Source organism: Streptomyces sp. NPDC050439, from assembly GCF_040655335.1.
Classification (GTDB): Bacteria; Actinomycetota; Actinomycetes; order Streptomycetales; family Streptomycetaceae; genus Streptomyces.
The window spans coordinates 45,925-67,675 of sequence record NZ_JBFAJT010000005.1; the positions used below are offsets into that span (position 1 = coordinate 45,925).

A 21,751-nucleotide genomic window follows, 5' to 3' on the forward strand; every position below is an offset into this window, starting at 1 on the left:
ATGCAGTTCGGCCGCACCTACGAAGAGTTCACCGTCGGGGACGTCTACAAGCACTGGCCCGGAAAGACGGTCACCGAGTACGACGACCACCTCTTCTGCCTCCTGACGATGAACCACCACCCCCTCCACATGGACTCGAACTATGCGGAGAAGACGACGGACTTCGGCAAGAACGTCGTCGTCGGGAACTACATCTACTCGCTGCTTCTGGGCATGTCCGTGCCGGACGTCTCGGGCAAGGCGATCGCCAACCTGGAGGTCGAGTCGCTCAAGCACGTGGCGCCGACCTTCCACGGCGACACGATCTACGGCGAGACCACGGTCCTGGACAAGACGCCGTCGAAGTCCAAGTCGGACCGCGGGATCGTCTACGTGGAGACCAAGGGCTACAAGCAGGACGGCACGCTGGTCTGCGTGTTCCGCCGCAAGGTGATGGTCCCCACCGAGACGTACATCAAGGAGCGCGGCGGCGAGCAGCCCGGCCGCCCGGAGCTGCGGGACATTCCCAAGAAGGGCCAGGAGAAGTAGCCATGAGCCGACTCGCGCAGACCGCAGGTCTCACCGACATCCAGCAGGAGATCCTGTCCACGGTCCGGGACTTCGTCGACAAGGAGATCATCCCGGTCGCCACGGAGCTCGAGCACCGTGACGAGTACCCGCAGCAGATCGTGGACGGCCTCAAGGAGTTGGGCCTCTTCGGGCTCATGATCCCCGAGGAGTACGGCGGTCTGGGCGAGTCGCTGCTCACGTACGCCCTGTGCGTCGAGGAGATAGCGCGTGGCTGGATGTCGGTCTCCGGCATCATCAACACCCACTTCATCGTCGCCTACATGCTCAAGCAGCACGGGACGCAGGAGCAGAAGGACACCTTCCTGCCGCGCATGGCGGCCGGCGAGGTGCGCGGCGCGTTCTCCATGTCGGAGCCCGCACTCGGCTCCGATGTGTCCGCGATCACGTCCAAGGGCGTCAAGGACGGCGACGAGTACGTCCTCAACGGTCAGAAGATGTGGCTCACGAACGGCGGCACGTCCACGCTGGTGGCCGTTCTGTGCCGGAGTGACGAAGGACACCCGGAGGGCACGGCCCCCCACAAGTCGATGACGACCTTCCTCGTCGAGAAGGAGCCCGGCTTCGGAGAGGTCCGCCCCGGCCTCACCATCCCGGGCAAGATCGACAAAATGGGTTACAAGGGGGTGGACACCACCGAACTCATCATGGATGGGCTGCGAATTCCAGCCAATCGTGTGCTCGGCGGGACCACCGGCCGAGGGTTTTACCAAATGATGGACGGCGTCGAAGTGGGCCGTGTGAATGTCGCGGCTCGTGGTTGCGGTGTCGCGCAGCGTGCATTTGAGCTCGGCGTCTCTTATGCCCAGCAACGTCACACTTTCGGCAAGGCGATCGCCCAGCATCAGGCGATCCAGTTCAAGCTGGCCGAGATGGCTACCAAGGTCGAGGCCGCCCATGCGATGATGGTGAACGCAGCACGCAAAAAGGACTCCGGGGAGCGAAACGACCTCGAAGCAGGGATGGCGAAGTACCTCGCGTCCGAATACTGCAAAGAAGTCGTAGAGGACGCGTTCCGGATTCATGGCGGTTACGGCTTCTCGAAGGAGTACGAGATCGAGCGTCTGTACCGTGAGGCACCCATGCTGCTGATCGGCGAAGGTACCGCCGAGATCCAGAAAATGATCATTGGACGCCGACTGCTCGAAGAGTATCGATTCCAGGGCTGAATGTCCGCTTTGGGGCGGTTTCTTCGAGAAGAAGGTCACACCCTGTCAGCACTCTTCGGCCGTCGACTCCGCTTCCTGGCTTGCCCAGTTGTGGCTCGCAACCGATACCATCCGGAAAAAGCCGCCGTCCCCCGTTCACTGCGCGGCATCATCCGCTACGAAGGTCATCCATGCCCCACAGCCAAACCTCTGCACCACGCGACAGCCTCGCTGGCGTACGCCTTGCGCGCGGAGCATCGCCGTGGCTCCTGCCGACTGTCGCCACCGCGGCACTCAGCCTGGTGCGTGCGCGTCGCTCCAAGGGCGCCGCGGCCGTAGCCGTGCCCGCCACCGCCTTGGCGGCGGGCATGCTGTGGTTCTTCCGCGACCCCGAGCGCGACATCGCCCAGGGCCGGGTCATCTCGCCGGCCGACGGTGTGGTGCAGAGCATCATGCCGTGGAAGGACGGACGCACCCGTGTCGCGATCTTCATGAGCCCGCTGAACGTCCACGTCAACCGCGCGCCCCTCGCGGGCACGGTGACGTCCGTGGAGCACATCCCCGGCGGGTTCGTCCCGGCGTTCAACAAGGAGAGCGAGAACAACGAGCGCGTTGTCTGGCACTTCGACACCGAGCTCGGTGACATCGAGATGATCCAGATCGCGGGCGCGGTCGCGCGGCGCATCGTTCCTTACGTGCCCCAGGGCACGAAGGTGGAGCAGGGTGAACGGATCGGCCTGATCCGCTTCGGCTCCCGCGTCGACATCTACCTCCCCGAGGGTGTCGAGACGGACGTCGAGGTCGGTCAGAAGACCGTGGCTGGGGTGACTCGAATTGACCGTGGTTGATCCTGAGACACAAGCGGGCTGGGTGCCCGAGGCGGCCGAGGACGAGGCCGACGAGGAGATGCCTCTCTCACTCCGCCTCTCGATAGCGGACACCCTCACCCTCGGTAACGCCACGTGCGGGTTCATGGCGGTGTACTTCACCACCACCGGCATCCTCATCCCGCACCTGCAGGGCAGCAACGAAAGCGGCATGGCCCGGCACTCCGCCGCCACCGCCGTGATCCTGATGCTCTGCGCGGCCGTCTTCGACCTCTTCGACGGGCTCGTGGCGCGCAAGCTGCGGTCCTCGCCGATGGGCGCGGAGCTCGACAACCTCTCGGACCTGATCAGCTTCGGTCTGGCCCCCGCGTACTTCGTGCTCGTCTACGGCATGGTCGCCGACGACGCGCACCAGAGAGTGGCCGCGGTCGGAGCGATCGTCGTGCTGTTGGCGGTGGTGCTGCGGCTTGCGCGGTTCAGCTGCGTGACCGTGAAGGACGGCACCTTCCAGGGCATGCCCTCGCCCTTCGGCGCGCTCACGGTCGTCTCGATCGTGCTCCTGGAGCTGCCCTTCGTGGCGACGCTCCTGGCGATCATCGGTACGGCGTGGCTCATGGTCAGCCGGGTCGAGTACCCCAAGCCGCGGGGTCCCCTCGCGGTGGCGATGCTCGCGTGGATCGTCGCGGCCATGGGGCTGCTCGCGGCCTGGGCCTTCGAGGCACCGGGCGGGCAGCTGCTGCTGCAGACCGGCTGTGCGCTGCAGCTGGTGCTCGGCGCGGTCATCCCGCTGTTCGCCACGGCCCGCCGGGTGAACAACTTCCGGGACAACCGGCGCGAGGCGCGGGCGGCGCAGTTGCCGTAGCGGCGCTTGAACGGTGCGAAGGGGGCCCGAACCATTTGGTTCGGGCCCCCTTCGCGTGCCGTTCGTCGCCCTTCGGGCTCGTCCTCAATCGCCGGACAGGCTCAAATTTCAGCCTCCCGGCGTGTAGCTCTGTGCCGCCGTCGCCGCGCCCGGCTCCCTCGCCACCTTCATGCCGCCCGTCACGCCCTTGTCCGGGCGCAGGATCACGCTCTCCTTCGAGGAGGGCGCCTTGGGGTCGCTGAAGTTCTGGGTGACGCCGAAGCCGGTGTCGTAGGAGTCGATGGTCAGCAGAGCCTTGTCGACGCCCTCACGGGTGAGGTCCTTGCTCTCGCAGGCCTTCTTGAGGGCCTCTCCGAAGATGGACGCCGCGGTCCAGCCGGCCGTCACGCCGTTGTCCAGGGAGTCCTTGGGGTAGGCCGCCTTGTAGTCACTGACGAGCTTCTTCGCCGCGGGGGTGTCCGCGCCGATCGGGAGGGTCGGTGAGGCCACGTAGTAGTTCTTCGCCAGGGCCGGGCCCGCCTGGGTGCCCAGGAGCTGCGGTGCGAACGCCGAGTTGTTGCCGATGATCGGGACGTCGAACTTGCCCGCCGCCGCGACACCCACGAGCGAGGCCGCCTGCCGCGGACCCGCACTGATCACCACGGCCTTCACCCCGGCCTTCTTCAGGGCCGCGACCTGGGCCGTCATGTCGTTGTCGGTCGCCTTGATCTTCTGCTCCACGACGGTCAGGCCCGACTTCTTCGCCATGTACTGCGAGCCCGCCAGGGCATTCTCGCCGTAGTCGCCCTCGAAGTAGACGTGACCGAGCTTGTCGCCCTTCTTGAGGCCCTTCTCCTTCATCAGGAAGTCGATCGCGTTGATCGTCTCCAGGTCGTACGTCGAGCCCACGACCCGCACATACGGGTTGCCGAGGAGGTTCGCCGACCAGGCCTGCGGGAGCACGAGCGCCTTGTCCTTGTCGATCCGCTGCTTGACCGCGGCGACGAACGGGGAGCCGATGAACTGGGCGAAGCCGAGGACGTCCGGCTCCAGCTCGGTGTAAGCGGCGACCGCCTTCTGCGGGTCGTAGCCGTGGTCGCGGACGGTCAGCTTCAGCTTGCGGCCGCAGATGCCGCCGTCGGCGTTGGTCTGCTTGACGTAGAGCTGCTGGGCCTGGGTGACGCTCTTGCCGAGGGTCGCGTAGACGCCTGTCATGTCGGTGAGCACACCGAGTTCGATCGTCTTGGCGGAGACCCCGACACCGGACTTGACCCCGCCCGCACCCTCCTTGTCGCCTTCGTCGTCCCCCGCCTTGGAGCTGCAACCCGCCACCGCGAGCAGTGCGGCGACCGCCGTCGCCGTCGCGGTGGCCCTCTTGAACCTGCGTGAACTCATCGTTCCTCCCCTGGAGTGTGGCCTGACGTCGGCCTGGAGCGCCGGGCGGCAATGCTGGCCAGGCCGCCGGGCAGGAACAGCACCACCGCCACGACGGCGGCGCCGTACAGATACCGGGATGCCTCGCCCGGTGTGATCCCGCCACTGCCGGGGGCCGCGACCAGGGGCAGCGCGTCGCTGTACCGGGTCAGGAGCTGCGGCAGCAGGGACACCACGGCGGCACCGGCCACCGCGCCCGCGACCGAGCCGAGGCCGCCGATGACGATCATGGCGAGGTATTCGAGGGACAGCGTCATGCCGAAGTAGTCCGGCACGGTGCGCTGGAAGACCAGGGCGAGCAGGACGCCCGCCAGGCCCGCGTACATCGACGAGAGGACGAAGACGCCGGCGCGGTAGCGGGCGACCGGCACCCCGATCACGCCTGCGGCGATGCGGTGGTCGCGGATGGCGTTCATGGCCCGTCCGGGACGTCCGCGCAGCACACCGCGGGCGAAGAGCCCGCAGCCGACGAGGAGGACGAGGCCCGCGTACCAGAGCTTCTCCGAGGCCCCGAACGGCACGGCCGCCACGACGGTCTCGCTGTCGTCGAAGGTGATGCCGAAGACGCTCAGGGGCGGCACGTCGCGTCCGTTGGAGCCGCCCGTCAGGTCATGCGCGTTGAAGAGCACATGCTGTCCGATGAAGATCAGCGCGAGGGTCGCGATGCCGAGGTAGGCGCCGCGCAGACGTCCCGCGATGGGGCTGAAGAGCCCGCCCGCGACCCCTGCGACGACGACGGCCAGGGCGGCGGCGATCCAGGTGGGCAGGCCCAGCCCGGTCAGGCCGTCCTCCCCGTCCCCGGCGAAGACGCAGTAGCCGTACGCGCCGATCGCGAGGAAGAAGGCGTGCCCCATGGAGAGCTGGCCGGTCGCGCCGGTGAGGAGGTTCAGGCCGATCGCGCCGATCGCCGCGGCCATGGCGAAGAGACCGGCCTGCAGCCAGAAGCGGTCGAGGTAGAAGGGCAGTGCGAGCAGGATCACGGCGCCCGCGATCCACAGGTACATGCGGGGGCGGGTCAGCCTCGTACGGCCTCGGGAGCGCAGCTCCCGTCCACGGGCCAGGACTTCAGACACGGGCGAGCTCCTTCGTGCCGAAGAGTCCGGCGGGCCGGATGAGGAGGATGACGGTCATCACGAGATAGGGCGCGAGGTCGCCGAGACCCCGCCCCAGGAAGGTGAGTTCGCTCTGGTACCCGGTGGCGAGGGATTCGGTGACCCCGACGACCAGGCCGCCGACGAGCGCGCCGGTGGTCGAGTCGAGGCCGCCGAGGATCGCGGCGGGGAACGCCTTCAGCGCCGCGAGGGAGGTGGCCCGTTCGAGCCCCGGCGTCGGGAAGACGGTGAGGAAGAGCGCCGCCACGGCGGCGAGGCCGCCCGCCACCGCCCACGCGCCGAGCGAGACCCGCCCCAGGCGCACGCCCATCAGGGCGGCGGTCTCCGGGCTCTCGGCGGCGGCACGCATCGCCACACCCCAGGAGGTGTAGCGGAAGGCGAGCAGGAAGGTGGTGATGAGGAGCGCGGCGGCGACGAACGCGGCGATGCGCGTGTGGGCGATGGAGACCGAGCCGATGGTGAGCACCGAGTCGCCCCAGGGGTCGCCGAGGGCGAGCACGTCGGTGCCGAGGCGTCGGGTGAGTTCGGTGGTGAGCAGGATGTCGACGCCGATCGTGACGATGGCGAGGACGCTGTGATCCGACCCGCGGTAGCGCCGCATGACGAGGAACTCGATGGCGGCGCCGACGACGGCCGCCCCCGCGATGCCGACCAGCACCGCGGGCCAGAAGCCGATGTCGTCGTGGAGGGACGCGATGAAGTAGCCGCCGGCCAGGAGCAGCGAGGCGTGCGCGAAGTTCACGACCTCGGTGGCCCGGAAGATGACGACGAAGCCGAGTGCGATGAGGGCGTACACGGACCCCATCGAGAGCCCGTTGAGCAGAAGCTCGACGAAGGTGTTCACGAGGTTGCCCCCTCCCCCAGGTAGGCGCGCACGACCGCGGGGTCGTTCTGTACGGCCGCCGGGGCGCCGTCCGCAATGCGCCGGCCGAAGTCAAGTACGGTCACCGCGTCCGCGAGCCGCATCACCACCCCCATGTCGTGTTCCACCAGGACGATCGAGATTCCGAGGCTGTCGCGGACGCCCGCGATGACGGCGGCCGTGCGTTGCCGCTCGTCCGCGGTCATGCCCGCGACGGGCTCGTCGAGCAGGAGCAGTCGAGGCTCCATGCACAAGGCCCGTGCCAGTTCGGCGAGTTTCTGCTGCCCGTACGGCAAGGAGCCTGCCGGGGCGTGCAGTTGATGTTCAATGCCGACGAACGCAGCGATCTCCCGCACTCGTTCGCGGTGGCTTCGCTCCTCGCGTGCCGCCGACGGGAGGCGCAGGCCCGCGGCCAGGAACCCGGTGCGGGTCAGCCGGTGGCGGCCGAGCATCAGGCTGTCGGCGACGGTCGCGCGCGGCGGCAGGGCGAGGTTCTGGAAGATCCTCGCGACGCCGAGGTCGGCGATGCGGTGCGGAGGCATCGTCGTCAGGTCGTGCTCACCGAAGCGGACGCTGCCGCCGGTGGCGCGGTACACGCCGGACAGGACGTTGAAGCAGGTGGACTTCCCCGCGCCGTTGGGGCCGATGACGGCGTGCACCGTGCCTGGCCTGACGGTGAAACTCACGGCGTCGAGGGCGGTGAGTCCCGCGAAGCGGACGGTCAACTCCCGCACTTCCAGGGCGGGTACGTCGTCGTCCGGTGGTGTCGGGTCCGTTGCCGGGTGGTCCTCGGTCATCGTCGGCCCGCCCATCGGTTGAGGACCGGCAGCGCGCTGACACCGCGCGACGCGTCGGCCGCGGCGGTCTCGTCGACGACGCCGAGGTAGCGGCGGCGCACCTCGTCGGAGGCGGCAAGCTCGTCAGCCGCTCCCGCGAGCGCGACTTCGCCCACGTCCAGGACGTACGCGCTTGAGGCGAGGCGCAGGGCCAGCGCGGCGTTCTGCTCGACGAGGAGGACCGCGGTGCCCTGGCCGTTGATCTCCTGGATGGTGTCGGCGATGCGTGCCGCCATCAACGGGGCGAGCCCCAGGGAGGGTTCGTCCAGGAGCAGCAGCTTCGGCGAGGCCATCAGCGCCCTGCCCACCGCGAGCATCTGCTGCTCGCCGCCCGACAGGAGCCCGGCCCGCTGGCCCGCGCGCTCGGCGAGCACCGGGAAGAGTTCGTGGACGCGCTCCAGGGCCCTGGCCTTCGCGGCCCGGCTTCCGGTGGACCCGAGCGCGCCCGACCGGAGGTTGTCGGCGACGGTCATCCGGGCGAACACCCTTCTGCCTTCCGGCACTTGTGACACACCGGCGGCGACCACCCGGTCCGCGTGCAGATGGTCGATGCGCCGTCCGCCGAAGTGGATGGAGCCGGTGGTGAGTGCTCCCCGGTGAAAGGCGAGCGTGCGTGAAATGGCGCGCAGGAGCGTCGACTTGCCCGCGCCGTTGCCGCCGAGCACGGCGACCACGGCGCCGTCCGGCACTTCGAGCGACACCTGGCGCAGTGCGCGTACCGGTCCGTATCCGACCGACGCGTCCTCTACGACCAGTCCGGAACCACCCACCTGGGACCCCCTGTCCTCTGCCTGCCCTGTTCGTGTCGCTCGGCCGTCCGTGCCGCTCGGCCCTCCGCGTGGCGCTCAGCCCAGCACCGCCGCGCCCGCCCGTCCACGACCTGTGTCCGAATCGCTGCGGGTGACCAGCGGGACCGGCCGCCGGTTGTGCACGGGCACAACACCCCGTGTCAGGGGCCTGCCAGGGGTGGCCGGGCGGTGGCATCCTCCCCAGCACCAGGGCACGGCGGGCAGCGGTGACGGGGGTAGGAATCCATGAGCGGACGCAGGCCTCGGACGGGGCACGACTGGAAGGTGCTCGAGGAGGCGTGCGTGGCGCTCAAGCCCCGCATCCCCGATCTGGTGGACGAACATCTGCGGCAGCTCTTCGAGCACTCCCCGGTGTACGCGCGGGTGCTGCCGTACGACCAGCAGTGGCGGGAGGCGGAGGAAGCGGTGCGCATCGGCATCGAGACGATCACCGCGCCGCGCGCGTCGCCGCGCCGCGATCTGGAGTACGCGGAGGAGGCGGGCAGGCGGCGGGCCCAGCAGGGGCTGCCGCTGGACCTGGTGGTGCACTCGTACCGCAACGCGGGCTATCTGGTCTGGGACTCGCTGCTCGAAGGCTCCGTGGGGCAGGACCCGGAGAAGCTCGCCGTCCTGATGCGGTCGGCGACGATGGTGTGGGCGGCGGTCGACGCGCAGGCGGCGGCCGCGTCCGACGCCTACCGGGCCACGGAGATGGAGCTGCGGCGGCGCACCGACGAGCAGCTGCAGGCGCTGCTGGACGCCCTCCTGGAAGGGCAGTCAGCACCTGGCCTCGCCTCACAGGTGGCCGCGGGCCTCGATCTGCCGGAGCGCGGGCCGTACGCGGTGGTGGTGCTGCGCGCCGAGCGGCGGGACGGGCGGGCCGCGTTCCACCGGCAGATCCAGCGGGCCGGGTTCCGTTTCGTCTGGCGGATGCGGACGGACCGGGAGGTGGGGGTGGTGGCGCTCGGCGCGGAGGAGGGCCTGGACGAGCTGACCGCGGCGCTCGACGGGCGGTGCCCCGGGCCCGGCGGCATCAGCCCCGTGGTGGCGGGGCTCTCCGAACTCGGCCATGCGCGGCGGCTCGCCGAGCTGGCGCTGCGTACGTGTCCGCCGGACGCGACCGGGATCGTACGGCTCGACCAGCGGATGCCGACGGCGCTCGTGGTGAGTCAGCCGGAGCTGGCGGGGCGCCTTGTGTCGGACGTGTTCGGGGAGGTCCTGGCCCTGGAACCGGCGGACAGGGCGGTGCTGCTCGAGACGCTGGACGCGTGGCTGCTGTGCGAGGGGTCGGCGGGGCGGGCCGCGGGGCGGCTCTACTGCCACCGGAACACGGTCTTCAACCGCTTGCGGCGCCTGGAACAACTGACCTCGCGATCGCTCGCACGGCCACGGGACCTGATGGAGATGACGCTGGCCCTCGACGCGTATCGGCTGGCGCCTGGCTAGAGCGGTGTCCCTGCCCGGCCGGGGGCGCGCGCCAAAAATCACCGGCTCCGCCGAGCTCGTCCTCAAACGCCGGACGGGCTGAAACTCCCCGGCCCTCCTAAGGGGCGCGAGGAACTGCGCGGCCAACCCCCACCGACCCCGGGCGTGCCGAACCACCTCGGGCCCCGCAAGGGGCGCGAGGAACTGCGCGGCCAACCCCCACCGACCCCAGGTGTGCCGAACTACCTCGGGCCCCGTAAGGGGCGCGGGGAACTGCGCGACAAGCCCCCACCGACCCCAGGCGTACCCGACCACCGCACAGACCCCATCAGGGGCGCGGGGAACCGCGCGGCTAACCCCCACCGGCCTCAGGCGTACCCGACCACCGCACGGACCACCTCAGGGGCGCGGGGAACTGCGCGGCCACCCCCCACCGGCCTCAGCCGTACCCGACCACCGCACAGACCCCATCAGGGGCGCGGGGAACTGCGCGAGCACCCCCCACCGGCCCCAGCCGTACCCGACCACCGCACGGACCACCTCAGGGGCGCGGGGAACTGCGCAAAAGCCGCACCGCGCCCCAGCAAAACCCCCTAGCCCAGGAAATCGCGGGCGATCCCCTCCGCCACCGTCTCCAGAATGGGCCCCGCCTCGGCGATACAACGGGCGACGTCCGGCTCCACGTCAGTGAGGGCGTAGGCGCGCCGGATGCCCGCCTTGCCCAAGGCCTCGGCCGGAAGGGCCAGCCGGCCGCAGACCGCCACCACCTCGACACCCGCCGCGCGAGCCGCCGCCGCGACACCCGCGGGAGCCTTCCCGTGGAGGGTCTGCTCGTCCAGCGACCCCTCCCCCGTGATCACCAGCGAAGCCCTCGCAAGCGCCGGCGCGAAGCCGAGGACGTCCAGCATGACCTCGATCCCGGGGCGGAAGCTCGCGCCGAGCCCGACCAGGGCCCCGAAGCCGATGCCGCCCGCCGCCCCCGCCCCCGGGGACTCCGCGTGCTTCAGGGCGGCGGAACCCACCGATTCGGCCAGCACCTGCGCGAAGTGCGCGAGCGCCGCGTCCAGCTCGGCGACGTCCTCGGGGGACGCCCCCTTCTGCGGGCCGTACACCGCCGGAGCACCCTTCGGTCCCGTCAGCGGATTGTCCACGTCGCTGGCGAGGACCAGGTCGACCGAGGCGAAGCGCTCGTCGAGCCCGGAGAGATCCGCCGAGGCCAGCGTGGCGAGCGGGCCGCCCCCCGGCGCCACCGGCTCCCCTGCCGCGTCCAGGAAGACCGCGCCCAGCGCGGCCAGCATCCCGGCCCCGCCGTCCGTCGTCGCACTGCCCCCGACACCGAAGACGATGGTCCGCGCGCCCGCGTCCAGCGCGGCCCGCAGCAGTTCCCCGGAGCCGTACGTCGTGGACGTGAGCGGTGCGAAGACACCCTCGGGCAGCAGCTGGAGGCCGGACGCCTCCGCCATCTCCACCACCGCGGTACCGTCCCGCAGCGCGTACGCCGCGGTGACCTCGTCGCCGAGCGGCCCCGTCACCCGCACCTCACGGCGCTCGAAACCGGCCGCGACCGCCGCGGCCACCGTGCCGTCGCCGCCGTCGGCGACCGGCAGGGCCTCGACCTCCACCTGCGGGGCGACACGGCGAAGCCCGGCCGTCACCCGCTCCGCGACCTGCACGGCCGTGAGTGAGCCCTTGAACTTGTCCGCGGCGATGAGCACATGCCCCGCCGTCCCAGCAGCGTCCGCCACCTTGCATCCCCTTGCTTTCCGGGCCTTGCTCAAGTCAAGGCAGTCGCGCCGCTGCGACCATAACCGGAGGAGGGGCCGCCTGCCCATGGCCGTCCGCATATCGGAGCCCCGAACTCCTCCCTTAAATCGGCCTAAGGGGGGTGATAGCGGTCCATTGAGCTCGTCCAATGATCGATCAAGACGGCGCCGTCGACTTCGAGAACCAGACAAACCTGTCACGCTCCGCGCCGAACCCGTCACGTTGACCGCGCACAACCGCCCCGGATTCGGTAGACCGGACGCATGACCCCAGCACATACGGAACTCGCCGACCGTGTTCTCGGCGGCTGGATCGGGCGGATCGCGGGCAACATGCTCGGCAAACCCATCGAGCGGGGCGACTACTGGACGCGCGAGCGCATCGAGCGCTATCTGCGGCAGGCCGACGCACTGCCGCTCACCGACTACCTGCCCGAACCCCCTTCCTGGGTCGAGGAGTTCCAGCTGCGGCCCGAGTGGCAGCAGTGCGTACGCGGCAAGGTGCACGGCAGCTGCCGTGACGACGACATCGACTACGCGATCCTCGGACTGCACCTCCTGGAGACACACGGGTTCACGTTCAGCACCGAACAGGTCGGCGAACTGTGGCTGCTGCGCCTGCCCTATCTGCAGACGTTCACCGCGGAGCGCGCCGCGTACCGGAATCTGACCAACGGACTCAAGCCACCGCTCACCGCGACGTACGAGAACGCCTGCCAGGAGTGGATCGGCGCCCTCATCCGAGCCGACATCTTCGGCTGGACGAACCCCGGCGCACCGCGCCGCGCCGCCTCCCTCGCCCGCCGCGACGCGGTGCTCTCGCACACCGGCAACGGCGTCTACGGGGCGATGTGGGCGGCGGCGCTCGTCTCGGCGGCGTTCTCGGCCGCCACCGCGCGCGCCGCCCTGGACGCGGCCTTCGGCGTGATCCCCTCCAGCTGCCGGCTCGCCCGTACGGTGCGCCGGGTCGTCACGCTCCACGAGGCCGGGCTCAGCTGGGAGGACACCCTCGCCACCGCCGAGTCGGAGACCACCGGACTCGGCTGGATCCACGCCGTGCCCAACTCGGCCGTCCTGGCCGCCGGGCTCCTCTACGGCGACGGTGACTTCACCCGCACCATCGCCCTCACGGTGCGCGGCGGTCTCGACACCGACTCGAACGGCGCGACCGCCGGGTCCGTCGCGGGGGTGCTGTGCGGGGCCAAGGCCATCCCGGCACAGTGGCGGGACCCCCTGGAGGACAAGGTGCGCAGTGCGGTGTTCGGCTTCGACGGGGCGCGGATCAGTGAACTGGCCGCGCGAACCGTGGAGTTGGTGCAGGAGTAGGGCGGCAGCGGCCGGGGGCGCGCCCACTCGGGGCCGGACCTGCGCCGCGTCTACCCTTTTCACGTGACCATTCAGGATTACGCCACGTACATCGCGGGCCTGCCCCGCATCATCGCCGGGGCCGCCGCCCTCTTCCGGGACTCCGAGGGGCGCGTGCTGCTCGTCGAGCCCAACTACCGTGAGGGATGGGCCCTGCCCGGCGGCACCGTCGAGTCGGACGAGGGCGAGACACCGCGCCAGGGCGCGCGCCGCGAGACCGCGGAAGAGATCGGTTTGGACGTCGAGCTGGGCGCGCTGCTCGCGGTGGACTGGGTGCCGGGTGTCGCACGTCCCCCGCTGGTCGCCTATCTGTACGACGGCGGGGTGCTCGACGACGACCGGCTGAAGTCGATCAGACTTCAGGAGGACGAGCTGCTCTCCTGGCGCCTGGTGCCCCGCGAGGACCTGCCCCGGTTCCTGCCGGGCGAGTTGGGGCTGCGCGTGCGGGCCGCACTTGAGGCGCTCGACGCGGGGACGGGGACCGTGGAACTGGAGAACGGCGTGCGGGCCGTCTGAACCAGAGAGTCAGGGCCAGAGCCAGAGCCAGAGCCAGGGTCAGGGGCAGGGTCAGGGGCAGGGGCAGGGTCAGAAGAGGGCGTCCTCCTTGCGGGGTGTGGTGGCGCCCTCGAAGGCCAGCAGCCGCTGCTTGCGGTCGAGCCCGCCGCCGTAGCCGGTCAGGGAGCCGCCCGTGCCGATCACCCGGTGGCAGGGCACGATGACGCCGATGGGGTTCTTGCCGTTGGCCAGGCCGACGGCGCGTGAGGCGTTGGGCTTGCCCAGCAGGGCCGCGAGTTCTCCGTACGTACGGGTCTCGCCGTACGGGATCAGTTGGAGCTGCTGCCAGACAGTGCGCTGGAACGGCGTGCCGTCCAGGCGCATGGGCAGGTCGAACTCCTTCAACTCGCCCTCGAAGTAGGCCTCCAGCTGGCTGGTCGTCTCGCCGAACGGGCCCGCGTCGCGGTCTCCGAAGGTCTCCTCCGGCGGGCGGTGCCGCTGCTCTGTCATGTAGAGGCCGCTGAGGACCCCGTCGGTGGCCACCAGGGTCAGGGGGCCGTAGGGGCTGTCGATGAGTGTGTGCTGACGGTGCACGGGCGTGTCCTCTCGGGCCGGCTGTCAGGCCGGGATGTGGTTGATGGGGTGGGCGTCGGTCGCCCACAGGTACTGGACCGCGTACGCCCGCCAGGGGCGCCAGGCGGCGGCCCGCGCGGTCAGCGCGGCCGGGGTGTGCGGGAGGCCCAGCTCCTGTGCCGCGCGGCGGATGCCCAGGTCGGTGGGGAGGAACGCGTCGGGGTCGCCGAGTGCTCGCATGGCGATGACCTCGACGGTCCAGGGGCCGAAGCCGGGCAGTTCGGTGAGCCGGGCGCGGGCCTCCTCCCAGCCGCTCTCCACGCCGAGCCGCAGTGAACCGTCGGCGAGGTGGCGTACGAGCGTGGTCAGGGTGGTGCGGCGGCTGCGCGGCAGCGCGAGTGCCTCCGGGTCGAGCGCCGCCAGGGCCTCCGGCGCCGGGAAGAGGTGGGTGAGACCGCCCTCGGGGTCGTCGACCGGTTCGCCGTGCGCGGTGACCAGGCGGGCGGCGTGGGTGCGGGCGGCGGCGGTGGACACCTGCTGGCCGAGTACCGCGCGTACGGCGAACTCCGCTTCGTCGACCGTGCGCGGCACCCGGCGCCCCGGCGCCTTGGCCACCAGGGGTGCGAGCAGCGGGTCGGCGCTCAGCTGGGCGTCCACCGCGACCGGGTCCGCGTCCAGGTCGAGCATGCGGCGGCAGCGGCTGATGGCGATCGTGAGGTCGCGCATGTCGGTGAGGCTGAGGCGGCAGGCGATGTGGTCCGGGGCGGGGGTGAGGGCGACGACTCCGTGGCCGTACGGGAGACGGAGCGTGCGGCGGTACGCGCCGTCGCGCCACTCCTCGACGCCGGGTACGGCGGTGGCGATGAGGTGGCCGAAGAGGTTGTCGGGGTTGAGCGGGGCGCGGAAGGGGAGGCGGAGCGAGAGCGCGCCGGGGGCGGACGGCCTCATGGCGGCCTTGGGGGCGCGCTCCCGCAGCTCGCCGGGGGCCAGGGCGAAGACCTCGCGGACGGTGTCGTTGAAGGTGCGGATCGAGGCGAACCCGGCCGCGAAGGCGATCTCCGCCATCGGCATCGGGGTCGTCTCGATGAGCAGGCGTGCGGTCTGGGCGCGCTGGGCCCTGGCGAGGGCGAGGGGGCCCGCGCCGAGTTCCGCGAGGAGCTGGCGTTCCACCTGGCGGGTGCTGTAGCCGAGGCGTCCGGCGAGGCCGGGGACTCCCTCGCGGTCCACCACGCCGTCACCGATGAGCCGCATCGCGCGGGCCACGAGGTCGGCGCGCTGATTCCACTCGGGGGACCCCGGGCTGCTGTCCGGGCGGCACCGCTTGCAGGCCCGGAACCCCGCCTGCTGGCAGGCTGCCGCGCTCGGATAGAAGCTCATGTTCTCGGGCTTCGGGGGGACCACGGGGCAGCTGGGGCGGCAGTAGATGCGGGTGGTGGTCACGGCGGTGTAGAACCAGCCGTCGAACCGGGCGTCCTTCGACTGCACCGCACGTACGCAGCGCTCGGCGTCGGAATGCATCGAGGTGAGCGGCGGAGAACTCGTGGTCATGCCTCAAGGATCGGGCATGGGGGCGCGGGTGGCTGGCGAGAATCCGACATGGAGGTCGGGGGCGGTCGGGCGGTCGGGCGGTCGGGGCTCCAGGGGCTCACCCCTCGGGCGCGCGCGTCAGGACGTGCGCAGCTTGCGCCAGACCGCCTTCGCCGCGTTGTGCCCCGACATGCCGTGCACGCCGGGCCCGGGGGGCGTCGCGGACGAGCAGATGAAGACGGCCGGGTGCGCGGTGCCGTACGGGAAGAGGGAGAGCTTGGGGCGCAGCAGCAGTTGGAGGCCGCTGGCGGCGCCGCAGGCGATGTCACCGCCCACGTAGTTGGCGTTGCGGGCGGCGAGCGCGGGCGGGCCCGCGGTGGCGCGGGCCAGGACGCGGTCGCGGAACCCGGGGGCGAAACGCTCCAGTTGGCGCTCGATGGCGTCGGTGAGGTCGCCGTCCCAGCCGTTCGGCACGTGGCCGTACGCCCAGAAGACCTGCTTGCCCGCGGGCGCGCGGGACGGGTCGACGACGCTGGGCTGCACGGTGATCAGGAACGGCGGGTCGGGCGCGCGGTTCTCGCGCGAGGCGGCGTTCAGCGCGGCGCCGATCTCGGCGCTGCTGCCGCCGATCTGTACGGTGCCCGCGACTCGGGCCTCCTTCGCCGTCCACGGGACGGGGCCGTCGAGGGCGTAGTCGATCTTGAAGACGCCCGCGCCGTAGCGGTAGTTCTCGTAGCTGCGCCCCAGGCCCGCGATGCGGGCGAGCGCGGTGGGCGAGGTGTCGAAGACGTACGCGCGCGCCGGTGGCAGGTCGTCGAGCCGCTTGACCTCGTAGTCCGTGTGGACCGTGCCGCCGAGGTCCTTCAGATACGCGGCGAGCGCGTCCGCGATCGACTGCGAGCCGCCCCGGGCGACCGGCCAGCCGCGGGCGTGCGCCGCCAGCGCGAACACCATGCCGACGGCGCCGGTGGCGAGCCCGCCCAGCGGCGCGATGACATGGGCGACGAGCCCGGAGAACAGGGCGCGGGCCCGGTCGTCGCGGAAACGCCGCATCAGCCAGGTGGAGGGCGGCAGGCCCGTGAGGCCGAAGCGCGCGAGGGCCACCGGGTCGCGGGGCAGGGCCGTCGAGGGCAGCGCCATGAAGTCCCGCAGGATGTCGTCCCACTTGCCGACGAAGGGTTCGACGAGTCGTCTGTACGCACCCGCGTCGCGCGGCCCGAACGAGGCGGCGGTCTCGGCGACGGAGCGGGCGAGCACGGCCGCGCTGCCGTCCGTGAAGGGGTGCGCCATGGGCAGCTGCGGCTGGAGCCACTCCAGGCCGTACCGGTCGAGGGGCATGGTGCGGAACACCGGCGAGTTGATGCCCAGCGGGTGCGCGGCGGAACAGGGGTCGTGCCGGAATCCGGGAAGCGTCAGCTCCTCGGTGCGCGCACCGCCGCCGACGGTGTCCTTGGCCTCGAACACGGCCACCGAGAAGCCGCGGCGGGCCAGCTCGACGGCAGCGGTCAGACCGTTCGGTCCCGCCCCCACGATGACGGCATCAAGCATCGACGGCACCTTCGGACTCCTTTGTCTGCCGATGGCCTCTGCCGCCCAGGATAGGCCGGACCACCGACAGCAACGCGGGCGCGGGTAGCCTCTGACGGGTGACGTACTGGTTCCGCCGCGCTGACGCGAGCTCCGAGGACTGGTTCGAGACGGGGCAGGACGGAACCGTTGTACGTCAGGCGTCCTTTCCCGACCCGGAAGGACCGGCCTCCGTGGCGGCCTCGCGCGACGAACTGGCCTTGACCCGGGCCGAGTTCGAGACGCTGGGGGCACAGCTGTACGAGGTGAGATACGGCGTGCCGGCGAACGGCCCCGGCACCGCCGGAGAGCCGGTCTCCGAGGCGGAGTTCGAGACCGCGTGGCAGCGGGCCCGGCACAGCCGGAACACGACGGCGCAGGAAACGGCAGGCCCTCTTCCCCGGGGCGCCCGCCTGACCGGCACGGTCAGCGAACTGCCGTGGGGCCCGGGGCGGACCGGGCTCTTCGTCGACCTGGGGCTGCCGATCGCCGGCTTCGTGGACCTGGGGCATCTCCCCCTCGACCCCGAGGACTGGCCGCGCGTCGGGACCGTCACGGAGTTCGAGGTCACCACCGTGCGCTTCCACTTCGAGCCGCGCAACGCCCCGCAGATCAGGCTGCGGCCGACAGCAACTCCACCACCCGGTCAACCGTGGCGGCGTCCCGTCCTGCCGTGAACGGCAGCGTGTTGCCGCCCTCTATTCGGAAGGGCTCGCCCGACACGGTGCGATTGCTGCCGCCGGCCTCGGCCACGAGCAGCAGGCCCGCCGCGTGATCCCAGGCGAGCTCCCAGGAGAAGGCGACCGCGTCCAACTCACCCCTGGCGATGGCCAGATACTCGAGCCCGGCCGAACCGCAGGGCCGCGGTGCGACGCCCGCCACGCGCAGGCCGAGCAGCGCCTGCTTCTGCTCGGGCGTGGTGAAGTCCGGGTGCGAGGTCGCCACCTCGAGGACCTCTCCAGGAGATCCGGCCACGAGCCGCTCGCCGTCGAGCCAGGCGCCCTTGCCGCGCAGCGCGACCGCCATCTCGTCGAGCGCCGGGGCGTACGTCCAGGAGGCGATGACCTCGCCGCGCCACGCCAGCGCGATCAGCATGCAGAACCCGGGGTCGCCGTGCACGAACTGCCTCGTGCCGTCCACGGGGTCGACGATCCACACGGCCGCGTCGGTGCGTATCGCCTCGTACAGCGTGGGGTCCGCGTGCACCGCTTCTTCGCCCACGACCACGGAGCCGGGGAGCAGCGTGGTGAGTGCTTCCGTCAGCTGCTCCTCGGCGAGCCGGTCGGCCACCGTCACGAGGTCGTGCGGGCCGGTCTTCTGGACGACATCGCCCTCGGCGAGCTGCCGGAATCGCGGCATGACCTCGGCCGCCGCGGCCTTGCGGAGTGCTTCTTCGACATCGGGGACGCCACGTACAAGAAAGTCTTCGATCGCTTCGATCATGCATCCATGAGAGCACGCCGGACTGACAATCCGTACGGCTCAGGGAAAGGGGGCATGGATTCGAGATGAATCCCATGTGACCTGCCCTCCGGGCCCTCCCCCCACGTCAGTAGGGCACCTCACCTCAGTGGGGCGAGTCACGTCGACAAGGCACCTCACCTCAGTAGGGCGACTCCCGATCCTCGATGTGGCGGCGCAGGCGGGCCGTGTCCGCGTCCGTCCAGCCCTCCCGGGGGACGATCGCCGCCCACCCGTCCACCGGGCCCGCCCCGTAGCGGTGGCCGTGGGGCGCCTCCACCCCGTAGGACACCGCCATGTCCACCGACGTCTGCCAGAAGGTGACCGCGGGGAACCAGCGGATCGCCGGGGTGATGTCCGGGCCCAGGGGGCTCTCGAGCCACTCGGGGCGGTGCAGGAAGAGGGCGGTCGACCACCAGACGACCGGGTCCGAGGCGTTCTGCAGGTAGACGGCCCGGGGGTGTTCCCAGACCGCGGGCGGACCCGGCCGCCTCAGGTCCCGCTCGGGGAACTGAGCGAACCGCACGTTCCTGCCGCCCCCGTACAGCGGCCGCCAGACCGGGCTCCCGGCCTCCCGGTGCTCGCGGATCTCCCGCGACATCGGGGCGAAGTTCGGCGTGCCGACGATCAGCGCCCCGTCCGTCCGCGCCAGCAGATCGTCCACGCCGTCGAACGACGACTCGATCGCGAACCCGCCCAGGCTCTCCCCGGTCACGACGAGCTCGGGCCGGTCGTCCTCGGGCAGCGCGGACCACTTCGCGAGGACCGCGTCCACGAGCTGCCGCGTGGCCTGCGCGGCACGCTCCTTGTCGACCAGGAAGGAGACCCAGCTGGGCAGGTAGGAGTACTGGACGGCGACGATGGCCGTGTCGCCGTCGTGCATGTACTCCAGGGGCTCGCTGATGTCGGCGTTGACCCAGCCGGTCCCCGTCGTCCCGGCGATCGCCAGCACGTCCCGCTCGAACGCGCCGGTCCGCTCCAGCTCCCGCACGGCGAGCCGGGCCTTCGCCGCGAACGGGTCCCGGTTGCTGAAGGCCTCCGGCGCCGACGCGCTGACGTAGACGCGGACGGGGTCCTTCGCGGGCCGGCCCGTGTACGCGCCGATCTGCTGCTTCGTCGGCGTGGACCCCGCGAAGTTACGGCCCTGGAATCCGAGGTCCCGCCACTGCAGGAGCGAGCCGGGCCCGCCCGAGACCAGTGGGGACTCCGGCCGCCGGATGCCTTCCTCGGTGCCGCCGTTCGTCTCGTACGCGATGCGGTCCGCGAGGTCGATGACGCCGCGCTGGAAGACCACGTCGCGCAGCCCGACCGTGACGATCAGCGCGCTCAGCGCGAGGCCGAGTCCGACGGCGACGGGCAGCGGCACGAACCGGTTCAGCCCGCGGATCAGCCTGCGCGCCCCCAGCCGGACGCCGCGGGCCGCGAGCAGGAACAGCGCCCAGAGCAGCACGGCGATCAGCATGATGACCGGTGTGTGCCAGGGCATCGACGGCGGCAGCCCCTGCAGCTCGCGCAGGCGCCGCTGCGCGTGGTCGCTCTCGGCGATCAGCCAGACGGTGAGGACGAGCCCGGCCAGCCAGTACGCCTGCCAGAGGCGGGCCCGCGTCTTCTCGCTCGGCCGCCACCGGAACAGCGCGCGGCAGGCGGTGGCGACCAGCGAGCCGATTCCGTAGCCGATGGCCGCGGTGATCCCGCCGACGACGCCCTGCAGGAACCAGGGGCGGGGCACGAGGGAGGGTGTGAGCGAGAGCCAGAAGAAGACAGTGCCGAAGCAGACGGCGGTGAGGTCGGGCCAGCGCCGGACGAGGTAGGCGGGGTCGGGCCGCTCCCAGTACGGCCGCCGCGCGACCGCGCCGGCCCGCCGCACGGCCCGCTGCGCAGCTCCTCGCCAGGCCTCCGCACGCCCGGGCGCGCTCTTCGCCGAACGCCTCAGGTTCACCGCCACCTCCCGCTCACTCAGAACACTCGTACACGCATTTCGTGTATTTAGTGCATTTCGTGCAAACAGTACGCAGATGGCGCGGAGGTGGCGGCGGGCGCGCTAACGCTCGGCGTTGAGTGCGTCGACCGCCCCTCTCGCGTCCCCGAGGGTCAGGCAGTCGACGGCCACGAAGTCCGCGCGGGCGATATGGGCGCGGGCGGGACGCGCGCTCTCTCATGCCTCAGGTTGAGTGCCTCCCGGACGCACGGCGACTCCGCCACGTACGTGCGGCGACTCGCAGACGTACGCACGCCGACCCGACCGCGTCCGTGCGATGACTCCGCCGCGCACCCACCGCGGCCCGTCCCTTCCGGTCGCCGCGTCTGCCCGGCGACCGCACGATGGACGGATGCACGCCCGCCCCGCCTCGCGGCGGCCGCTGCGGCGTCCAGTCGCGACGGCGACCGCGGTCACCGCCACCGTCGCCGTTCTCGTCCTCACCAACCTCGCGAACAACCGCTGGGCACGGGACTGGAGCCTCCCCGTCTCCCTCCTGGCGACGGCGGTGCTGCTCGCGATCGTGTACTGGTCCGGCGGGCGGTGGGCCGACGTGGGCCTCGCGCGCGGCACCCTCCTGCGCGGTCTGGGGTGGGCGCTGGCCCTGATCGGCATCGTCGCCGCGGGGTACGCCGTGGCGGCCGCGCTGCCCCTCACCCGCGGTCTGTTCGAGGACCAGCGGCAGAGCGGCCTGAGCGGCGGGGAAGTCGCACTGCGGGTGCTCGTGACGGTTCCGTTCGGCACGGTCCTGCTGGAGGAAGTGGCCTTCCGGGGCGTCCTGTTCGGTCTGCTGCTGCGCGCTCGCGGACCCCTCGCCGCGACCTTGATCTCGTCGGGGCTCTTCGGCCTCTGGCACATCCTGCCGTCGCTCGGGCTTGCCGACGCCAAGCCCGCGCTCGGCGGCGTCTTCGGGGACTCGGTCCTCGGCGTGATCGTCGTCGACGCCGGGGCCGTCCTCTTCACCGCCCTGGCGGGCTGCCTCTTCTGCGAACTGCGCCGCCGCAGCACGAGCCTGCTCGCCCCCATGGGACTGCACTGGGCCACCAACGCCCTCGGGTACGTCTTCGGCTTCCTGCTTCGGTGAAGCTGCCTGCCGCGGTGAAGCTGCCGCTGCCGTGAGGCTGCCTGCTGCCGTGAACCGAAGCCGAGACCGAACGCCTGCCGAAACGGCACCCCCGGGGGA

Annotated in this window: 20 protein-coding genes; 9 read left to right on the forward strand and 11 right to left on the reverse strand. The window is 71.3% G+C overall.

Annotation, left to right across the window (positions count from 1 at the left end; all coding sequences use genetic code 11):
* The 4 genes from AB0I66_RS21165 (at nucleotide 1) to pssA (ending at nucleotide 3,404) form a co-directional block, all read left to right on the forward strand.
* Nucleotides 1-528, forward strand: a complete 528-nt coding sequence (locus AB0I66_RS21165; protein ID WP_363209449.1) for a MaoC family dehydratase — start codon at nucleotides 1-3, stop codon at nucleotides 526-528.
* Between the two features lie 2 nt (nucleotides 529-530).
* Nucleotides 531-1,736: an acyl-CoA dehydrogenase family protein gene (locus tag AB0I66_RS21170; RefSeq protein ID WP_160508249.1), complete on the forward strand. Its 1,206-nt coding sequence runs from the start codon at nucleotides 531-533 to the stop codon at nucleotides 1,734-1,736.
* A 170-nt stretch (nucleotides 1,737-1,906) separates the two neighbouring features.
* On the forward strand, nucleotides 1,907-2,563 hold the full coding sequence (locus tag AB0I66_RS21175; protein ID WP_363209450.1) for a phosphatidylserine decarboxylase: 657 nt from the start codon (nucleotides 1,907-1,909) through the stop codon (nucleotides 2,561-2,563).
* Nucleotides 2,550-3,404, forward strand: a complete 855-nt coding sequence (gene pssA / locus AB0I66_RS21180) for a CDP-diacylglycerol--serine O-phosphatidyltransferase (RefSeq protein ID WP_249586749.1) — start codon at nucleotides 2,550-2,552, stop codon at nucleotides 3,402-3,404. Before AB0I66_RS21175 ends, pssA begins: the two co-directional genes overlap by 14 nt.
* 108 nt (nucleotides 3,405-3,512) lie before the next feature.
* On the opposite strand, the gene AB0I66_RS21185 is transcribed toward pssA, so the two are convergent.
* The 5 genes from AB0I66_RS21185 to AB0I66_RS21205 form a co-directional block, all read right to left on the reverse strand.
* Nucleotides 3,513-4,778 carry an ABC transporter substrate-binding protein gene (locus AB0I66_RS21185; protein WP_363209451.1) on the reverse strand — a complete coding sequence of 422 codons (1,266 nt, stop codon included), beginning with the start codon at nucleotides 4,776-4,778 and terminating at the stop codon, nucleotides 3,513-3,515.
* Nucleotides 4,775-5,821 (reverse strand): branched-chain amino acid ABC transporter permease, encoded by a 1,047-nt coding sequence (locus tag AB0I66_RS21190; RefSeq protein ID WP_363210032.1) that lies wholly within the window; start codon nucleotides 5,819-5,821, stop codon nucleotides 4,775-4,777. The genes AB0I66_RS21185 and AB0I66_RS21190 overlap by 4 nt, the downstream gene beginning before the upstream one ends.
* A gap of 61 nt (nucleotides 5,822-5,882) precedes the next feature.
* On the reverse strand, nucleotides 5,883-6,773 hold the full coding sequence (locus tag AB0I66_RS21195) for a branched-chain amino acid ABC transporter permease (protein WP_363209452.1): 891 nt from the start codon (nucleotides 6,771-6,773) through the stop codon (nucleotides 5,883-5,885).
* Nucleotides 6,770-7,588 (reverse strand): ABC transporter ATP-binding protein, encoded by an 819-nt coding sequence (locus AB0I66_RS21200; protein WP_363209453.1) that lies wholly within the window; start codon nucleotides 7,586-7,588, stop codon nucleotides 6,770-6,772. Before AB0I66_RS21200 ends, AB0I66_RS21195 begins: the two co-directional genes overlap by 4 nt.
* On the reverse strand, nucleotides 7,585-8,397 hold the full coding sequence (locus AB0I66_RS21205) for an ABC transporter ATP-binding protein (protein WP_363209454.1): 813 nt from the start codon (nucleotides 8,395-8,397) through the stop codon (nucleotides 7,585-7,587). The genes AB0I66_RS21200 and AB0I66_RS21205 overlap by 4 nt, the downstream gene beginning before the upstream one ends.
* A gap of 264 nt (nucleotides 8,398-8,661) precedes the next feature.
* On the opposite strand from AB0I66_RS21205, the gene AB0I66_RS21210 reads away from it, so the two are divergent.
* Nucleotides 8,662-9,861, forward strand: a complete 1,200-nt coding sequence (locus AB0I66_RS21210) for a helix-turn-helix domain-containing protein (RefSeq protein WP_363209455.1) — start codon at nucleotides 8,662-8,664, stop codon at nucleotides 9,859-9,861.
* Nucleotides 9,862-10,433: 572 nt separating this feature from the next.
* Here AB0I66_RS21210 and AB0I66_RS21215 read toward each other — a convergent pair.
* Nucleotides 10,434-11,585 (reverse strand): glycerate kinase, encoded by a 1,152-nt coding sequence (locus AB0I66_RS21215; RefSeq protein ID WP_363209456.1) that lies wholly within the window; start codon nucleotides 11,583-11,585, stop codon nucleotides 10,434-10,436.
* 282 nt (nucleotides 11,586-11,867) lie between these two features.
* Between AB0I66_RS21215 and AB0I66_RS21220 the strand changes: the two genes are divergently transcribed.
* On the forward strand, nucleotides 11,868-12,929 hold the full coding sequence (locus tag AB0I66_RS21220) for an ADP-ribosylglycohydrolase family protein (protein WP_363209457.1): 1,062 nt from the start codon (nucleotides 11,868-11,870) through the stop codon (nucleotides 12,927-12,929).
* Nucleotides 12,930-12,992: 63 nt separating this feature from the next.
* Entirely contained in the window at nucleotides 12,993-13,484 is a 492-nt protein-coding gene (locus AB0I66_RS21225; RefSeq protein ID WP_363209458.1) for an NUDIX hydrolase, read from the forward strand.
* A 69-nt stretch (nucleotides 13,485-13,553) separates the two neighbouring features.
* Here the strand turns inward: AB0I66_RS21225 and AB0I66_RS21230 are convergent, their stop codons facing one another.
* The 3 genes from AB0I66_RS21230 to AB0I66_RS21240 all read right to left on the reverse strand — a co-directional run bounded on the left by AB0I66_RS21230 (nucleotide 13,554) and on the right by AB0I66_RS21240 (nucleotide 17,111).
* A complete protein-coding gene (locus AB0I66_RS21230; protein WP_363209459.1) occupies nucleotides 13,554-14,057 on the reverse strand; it encodes a methylated-DNA--[protein]-cysteine S-methyltransferase in 504 nt (167 codons plus the stop codon).
* Nucleotides 14,058-14,081: 24 nt separating this feature from the next.
* Nucleotides 14,082-15,554, reverse strand: coding sequence for an AlkA N-terminal domain-containing protein (locus tag AB0I66_RS21235; protein ID WP_363210033.1), 1,473 nt, complete (start codon nucleotides 15,552-15,554; stop codon nucleotides 14,082-14,084).
* 147 nt (nucleotides 15,555-15,701) lie between these two features.
* Entirely contained in the window at nucleotides 15,702-17,111 is a 1,410-nt protein-coding gene (locus tag AB0I66_RS21240) for an NAD(P)/FAD-dependent oxidoreductase (RefSeq protein ID WP_363210034.1), read from the reverse strand.
* Nucleotides 17,112-17,209: 98 nt separating this feature from the next.
* On the opposite strand from AB0I66_RS21240, the gene AB0I66_RS21245 reads away from it, so the two are divergent.
* The gene (locus AB0I66_RS21245) at nucleotides 17,210-17,806 is read left to right on the forward strand and encodes a hypothetical protein (protein ID WP_363209460.1); all 597 of its coding nucleotides are present in this window, start codon (nucleotides 17,210-17,212) and stop codon (nucleotides 17,804-17,806) included.
* On the opposite strand, the gene AB0I66_RS21250 is transcribed toward AB0I66_RS21245, so the two are convergent.
* Nucleotides 17,742-18,572 (reverse strand): inositol monophosphatase family protein, encoded by an 831-nt coding sequence (locus AB0I66_RS21250; protein WP_363209461.1) that lies wholly within the window; start codon nucleotides 18,570-18,572, stop codon nucleotides 17,742-17,744. The genes AB0I66_RS21245 and AB0I66_RS21250 overlap by 65 nt on opposite strands.
* A gap of 160 nt (nucleotides 18,573-18,732) precedes the next feature.
* Entirely contained in the window at nucleotides 18,733-20,457 is a 1,725-nt protein-coding gene (locus AB0I66_RS21255) for an alpha/beta-hydrolase family protein (RefSeq protein WP_363210035.1), read from the reverse strand.
* A 463-nt stretch (nucleotides 20,458-20,920) separates the two neighbouring features.
* Here AB0I66_RS21255 and AB0I66_RS21260 point away from each other — a divergent pair, with 463 nt between their 5' ends.
* Nucleotides 20,921-21,652 (forward strand): CPBP family intramembrane glutamic endopeptidase, encoded by a 732-nt coding sequence (locus AB0I66_RS21260; protein WP_363209462.1) that lies wholly within the window; start codon nucleotides 20,921-20,923, stop codon nucleotides 21,650-21,652.
* Nucleotides 21,653-21,751: the final 99 nt, after the last annotated feature.